Origin of the sequence: Candidatus Albibeggiatoa sp. nov. BB20 (genome assembly GCA_016744725.1) — a bacterium.
Lineage (GTDB): Bacteria > Pseudomonadota > Gammaproteobacteria > Beggiatoales > Beggiatoaceae > Albibeggiatoa.
The window spans coordinates 23,586-29,585 of record JADGDW010000039.1; the positions used below are offsets into that span (position 1 = coordinate 23,586).

The window sequence follows — 6,000 nt, forward strand, 5'->3', positions numbered from 1 at the left end:
CACGGCCATTAAGTTAATGGCTAAAAACAGGTTTTACGTTGTCTCGTTCCAGTAAGCTTCGTTGAAATGCAGTCCAGACGCGCCGCGTCATGAATATACTCGATAGTTTTGTTTCTTGCCGTTGGAGTAACTGGGTAGGTATTCCCACAAAACTTGTGGGAATGAGCAAAAGTTGCAAGAAAAACATCAGCTTTTTGAGCTGAGATTTTTATGCAGTTTCTGTAATATCTCTTCTCAAATCGGATAAAATTTGTTCACCCTGCTCTTTAGAAGCCAAATCAACCACACAAAATGTTTTAAACTGATAAGCAAGGCGGAAATCGTTTGACAGATGACGGTGATTCCAAGACATACCCGATATACATGAACCTGGAGAGGCCGATAACTCAATGGTTTCAAGATGAAGGGCTCTTGCCATGCCCACTTGATCTCCTTTTGTCCAAGTTCTGGACGCTTCATTCAATTCACCCGTTTCAATATTAAGTTTAGCTGTCTGAATAGAACACTTCAATAACTCTCCGTATTCAAGCTGAACACCTGTGACTACAGTAATATTATTAAAATTATCAACATCATCATCAGTATCCATGTTAACACTAACCTGATAAGGGGTGTTATCAGCTGTGCGACCACCCCGTCTCATGTCAGGATTAGCAGAACGTTTCCAGTCGCTAGATTCCAGCGTTACACCAAAGGGCTGTGGTTTTGCTTGTTTGATCTCCACGTAAAGATTTTTGGTATATGGTTCATCAGGTGTGTTAGGTGGTTCAAGGTAAAAGCGAATGCCCGTAACAACCATGCCTTCATCAGCAACATTATTTGCATAATCATAGTATTGCACTGGGCTTCTTTTCAAGTCCATGATCCCTCCAGGAAGGGCAGCACTTCGTTGATTATTATTCACTTCAAACTGTGGATTCAGTGTGGAAAGGAGAGGAAATCCCTGTTGCTCCAACTGGTTGCCATAGGATTCTTGGCCACGTTCCAGAAGATCATCACTGATTTCATCAAGAACAGTGCGAGCGTTCATATAGCAAGCGTAAGCCATTCCCTGTATTTGGAAAAGATAGAGCATATATTGGTAGAGGAGCTGATGCTTGCTTTGCTTAAGATGACCATCTCCTGTTTCAACGCTACCCAGATAATCAACGTATTCAACCCAAAGGGATTGATGGGATGGCGTGGCACTCTCCAAAATAGCCGACTCAATGTAACTGAGCGCCCTGTCCATTTCATCCTTCGTGTCCGAAGCCCATTGTGCTCGTTTTTCTGGGGTATCATAATCTGGAGAATCAAAACGTTGCAGTTGAGCATAGCGAAAAAGAATTGCCTGAAACTGAGGAATGATCGTCTCCTCCACTGCTTGCCATTCGATAGTTCCTAAGAGGTATTCAAGGGAATTTTTAATTTCATTTTGCCCTTTTAGCAGATCATCAAGCTGTTGTTGCATCCATTTAGTGTCATCCTCTTCAGGTTCATCACGAATTTTATCCGCAAATTCTTTAACACTAAATGCAGTACTAACAATACCTTTAATAATTCCTATTACACTCATTATAATGCTTCTCCACTTTAATTAGAATAAAAGTTTATTACAATTAATAATAAATCATCGAAAATGAAAAATTCAATTTTTAATGATAAATATATTAAATAAAAATGTCAAGAATTAAAAAGGGGGGGGGTTGTATATAAGTAGTGGTTTTTAATCTTATTAGGAATAATAATGAGGTTAAATCTAAATAATGGCAGTTTATCCAAAGTGCGGATCAGGGAGTTGTGTAAAAAATGGAACGATATATAATAAAAAGCTAAAAATGATGTGTAAAGAGTGTGGAAGAGAGTTTGTAAAAGAGTGAGAAAAAGCAGGTATAACAGCAGAAAAAAGAGAGTTAGTAGATAAATTTCTATTTACTCGTTCTCAAACTCAATTTTAGGAATACTTGTCTTGCAATATCAGCTTGCTAAAAGTCTTTCTTGTAAAGTAAAACTTTTAGAACAGGTATTATTAAGTAGAGAGGCTGTAAAAGAACTCACTTTTTTTGATTTAGGATTCTGTAAAGTCAATAGCTTACAAATATTAAAATCATTGTTTTTACAGTTCTTTTACAGCCTCAGAATTTAGGAATGAGCTACCTTCTTCAGCTATTTTTTAGTTTCTTCTTTGTTCCACCAACGGTTTGGATTATTGTCTCCAGCATTAGTTGCTTGAGTGCGCCATAATTCCTTAACATACACAACAGGTTCTTCATAACTATGTGCTTTATACATTGCATTGACCGCTTTTTGCAGTAATTCATTATCGTGAGGAATAGAAAAAGTAATGCGAGTTGAAGGGTCTTCTAAAGCAGCAGTATGTTTCCCACCTTTAGAATTACCTTTTGGGCGGAAGTGTTCCAAACCCGGTGAATCAATATACAAAACTTGATCGTATTTTTTACCATAATCTAAACTAACCGCTGCAACAAGAGCTTCTATCACTTTATTGACATTGGCATTAGGCACATGAATTTCAACTAAATAAACATGTTGAAACTGGTAACCATCTCCTTTAATTTGTTCAGGTGAGGTGTTAGGTAAAGATGATGGTTCAAGCCCATATGATGGAGAAGTTGTAAAGCCCATTACTAACAGCGCACCATAAACTACAGTTCTAATTGATTTTTTGGCACTCATGAACATTTTCCTTGGTGTGAGTTAAAAATTAAATATGAATTATTAAAAAGCTAAAGATACAATCTACTACGCAAAATAGCCAATTTAGTTGTTAAATTGATATTCATCCACGTTGGTATAAAACAACGATACTTCTTGGTCCATTTTAATATCTTGCAATGCAATTAAATGTGCCCACAGCCCTGTTTCTGTTTTTATCCATTTAATATAAGCATTTGGTGTCTCCTTATGATTACATAGTGATGACAGCCCAAATACAAAATATCCATCAATATTATCATGTTGCTCATATTCTGATGGCAAAACAAAATAATATTTAGCAACACTGGTTGAATCTATCATTGCTCTTTGCTCAGCAGGAAAGGAGGCAGATGGCACACGCTCAATAACAGTATCTTTAGGTATGGTTGTGGTTGCAACGACTCCACGCCCTTTATTAGGAAATAGTTGAACTGCAATCATAAATAATCTCTATAATGTGAAAATAAAAAATACTGTCTAGGTAATAACTTTCACTTGATAACGTCGGCTCATTTGCTGTTGCCATGTTGTATAGTTGAGTTCTAACCACTCCATATCAGCAAGTTCACCATTGGGTAACGCCCATGATTTATATAAAACTTCCTTGGTTGAGAAGCCTAGTTTTTTGGTCATATTAATGGAGTTTTTATTTGAGCATAAAATAGTGGCGGCAAGCGTGTGTAATTGCAATTGTGTAAAACTATATTCAATTATCAGTCTTGATACGAATCGACCTAAGCCCTTAAATTTTTGATTTAAAATCGCAATACCAATTTCAGCCGTGCGCTCATCTTGGTTAAACCCTTTAAGTACCAAATAACCAACGGGTAATAAGTATGAAGCTGGATAAATACCGAAAACAATAGGTTGGCTGGGTTTGGAATAAGATAGTGCATATTCTGAAATCGCATCGAGAAAACCTGTTATATCATTATCTTCAAAATACGTATCCCAACCCATTAAATCTGGTAATTGAGGATGTTGAGCAAGTTTTATTAAATGTTTAACATGTTCATCTAATATAGGACTGATGTGAAATTCAAAACCTGAGATAGGCTGTTCAAATGATATTTGCATAACTAATGACCGAGAATCCTGATAGATTGACTATTCTTTTGCTGTAGGTTGTTGATGTTTAATAAAAGGCAATAATGTATTGACCAAACCTGCGGTTGAACCTAAGTAAAAAATGCTCATGCTGGTTGCCAAACCAAAATGCAGTATATACACACCACCAATATTCAACATACCAGGTACGATACTTAACCATAAATTATTATCCATCGTACTCTCAAATTCATCCATGAGCTTAAATAATGCTTCCAAGGAGGACAGAGAGCCATTGAGCAAAATAATTTGTGCGGTGTCAGTTGCTGCACTGGATGCACCTTGCATGGAAATAGAAATTTGGGCAGATTTTAACGCAATTGCATCATTAATTCCATCTCCAATAAAACACACAAATTTGCCTTCATCACGTAGTTGTTTTACTAAATCAGCTTTTTGTTCAGGTAGGGTTTCTGCAAAATAATGTTGAATGCCCAATTGATTAGCAATATTACGTGTGGGTTGCTCATGGTCTCCAGAAATAATATAAGTGCTTAAACCACGTTGATGCAAATAATCAATCAGTTGCTGTGCTTCTGGGCGAATGCTGGGCTGCATTTCTAAAATTCCTGCCAATTCATCGTTAATTGCTACATAAATAAGTGAATGCCCCTGTTGTTCTGCTTGTTGTTGGATGAGATTAACTTGAGGACTGAGTACGACATTTTCGCACTGCATAAAACGGGCACTACCCACACAAATATTGTGCTGCTGCACTTGTACCTTAATACCGTAACCAACGATACAATGAGTTGAATCTGGAACATGTAATGGGACTTGTTGAACTGTGGCCTTATCAATAATAGCTTTTGCGATCGGATGGATTTGACGGTATTCTGCACTGGCAGCATAGCTTAGTAATTGATTTTCATCATTATAATTTTCAAATAAATGAATAGCTCCAATCGCTGGTTGTTCAAGGGTTAAAGTACCTGTTTTGTCAAACACAATGGTATCTACTTGGTGCAGTGATTCTAAAATACGCCCATCTTTGATTAAAATGCCTTGATGTGAAAAAATTTGCAGATAATTCAAAACACTAATAGGGCCATAGACCATCATACGATAACCTAATCCTGACCACAGAGTTGCCATCGCAGCCACAGGACCTATAAGCATAAGTGCCAATCCACTTGCCCCTAGCTCGATTGGTAATAGATTATCAGCAATACTTTTCCCACGTAATACTAAATTTTCTTTATAACTTTGGGTGTTATTGAGAATATGGCCTATTTTAGCGGCAACTGTCTCATTACCAGCAGTTTGCACTTCAATATGAATACGCCCTGTTAGCACTAAGGTTGCAGCAAATACCTCATCACCTAAGTTTTTTTCTACTGCAATACTTTCACCTGTTAATATATGCTGATCGATGCTAGCAGCCCCTTTTTGAATGATGCCATCGACAGGAATTATTTCTCCTGCATAAACAACAATAACATCATATTTTTGTATATTCTCAAAAGGAACTTTGATTTCAATACCTTGTTTTTCTAGCCAAACATGAGTGGGTTGTTCAGAAAAAATATTAATTAACTGCTTTTTTGACATTTCTTCGGTTTTTTTGACTAATTTCACCATAAAATCACTAGCTAAAATGCCTATTGTTGCTAGGAATAGGTTACCTGTTATCATCATACTGATTGCTAGTAGCAAAGACATGACATAAATTGTAATGTAATGTCCCTGTTTTATGTCTAACCATGTCGCATAAATGAAATTTTGTGCTAAATATAATGCCGCTAAACTGCCGAATAGATAGAATGCAGGAAAACTAACGCCTAATAAAACTAAGCCAATAGCTGTGGTTGGTAAGATTAAATCCTTAATTTTGGGGGTTGGCTGAGCTAATAACGTATTTTGTATATTTTGTAGCCAATTTTTATGCTGCTTAACCGTCGGCATTTTTTTAGAATCAATGGCTTTTTTATCTTTAGAACCAGAACTAAGCCAAGCGATTGTGCCACCTAATATAGCTAACTCAATTAGCATAAAATTCCTTATTAAAAATAATGTGTTTTAGATTGGGCATTGCGTTCAGTGGCCTCTCAAATAACAAAAAGGGTTTTCGCTGTTTACCTGATATTATTTTGCTGGAATTAGATTTGATATATAGTCGTTTTATTTTAAAGTGATACAGGACTGGCAGTCCTTGATTTTAAAAGTGATTGATATTTAAAGTATAAAAGGACTGCC

The 6,000-nt window shown here is 36.5% G+C and carries 6 protein-coding genes; 1 reads left to right on the top strand and 5 read right to left on the bottom strand.

Annotation, left to right across the window (positions count from 1 at the left end; translation table 11 throughout):
* Window positions 1–208: 208 nt before the first annotated feature.
* Window positions 209–1,555 carry a hypothetical protein gene (locus tag ABXH34_RS06510; protein WP_353571057.1) on the bottom strand — a complete coding sequence of 449 codons (1,347 nt, stop codon included), beginning with the start codon at window positions 1,553–1,555 and terminating at the stop codon, window positions 209–211.
* Between the two features lie 190 nt (window positions 1,556–1,745).
* On the opposite strand from ABXH34_RS06510, the gene ABXH34_RS18730 reads away from it, so the two are divergent.
* Window positions 1,746–1,859 carry an IS1/IS1595 family N-terminal zinc-binding domain-containing protein gene (locus ABXH34_RS18730; RefSeq protein WP_502710398.1) on the top strand — a complete coding sequence of 38 codons (114 nt, stop codon included), beginning with the start codon at window positions 1,746–1,748 and terminating at the stop codon, window positions 1,857–1,859.
* Window positions 1,860–2,145: 286 nt separating this feature from the next.
* Here ABXH34_RS18730 and ABXH34_RS06515 read toward each other — a convergent pair whose 3' ends face one another.
* From ABXH34_RS06515 to ABXH34_RS06530, 4 genes are all read right to left on the bottom strand, one after another.
* The gene (locus ABXH34_RS06515) at window positions 2,146–2,676 is read right to left on the bottom strand and encodes a YqfO family protein (RefSeq protein ID WP_353571058.1); all 531 of its coding nucleotides are present in this window, start codon (window positions 2,674–2,676) and stop codon (window positions 2,146–2,148) included.
* 84 nt (window positions 2,677–2,760) lie between these two features.
* The gene (locus ABXH34_RS06520) at window positions 2,761–3,138 is read right to left on the bottom strand and encodes an SET domain-containing protein-lysine N-methyltransferase (protein ID WP_353571059.1); all 378 of its coding nucleotides are present in this window, start codon (window positions 3,136–3,138) and stop codon (window positions 2,761–2,763) included.
* Window positions 3,139–3,174: 36 nt separating this feature from the next.
* Window positions 3,175–3,774, bottom strand: a complete 600-nt coding sequence (locus ABXH34_RS06525; protein WP_353571060.1) for a GNAT family N-acetyltransferase — start codon at window positions 3,772–3,774, stop codon at window positions 3,175–3,177.
* 30 nt (window positions 3,775–3,804) lie between these two features.
* On the bottom strand, window positions 3,805–5,796 hold the full coding sequence (locus ABXH34_RS06530; RefSeq protein ID WP_353571061.1) for a heavy metal translocating P-type ATPase: 1,992 nt from the start codon (window positions 5,794–5,796) through the stop codon (window positions 3,805–3,807).
* Window positions 5,797–6,000 lie beyond the last annotated feature (204 nt).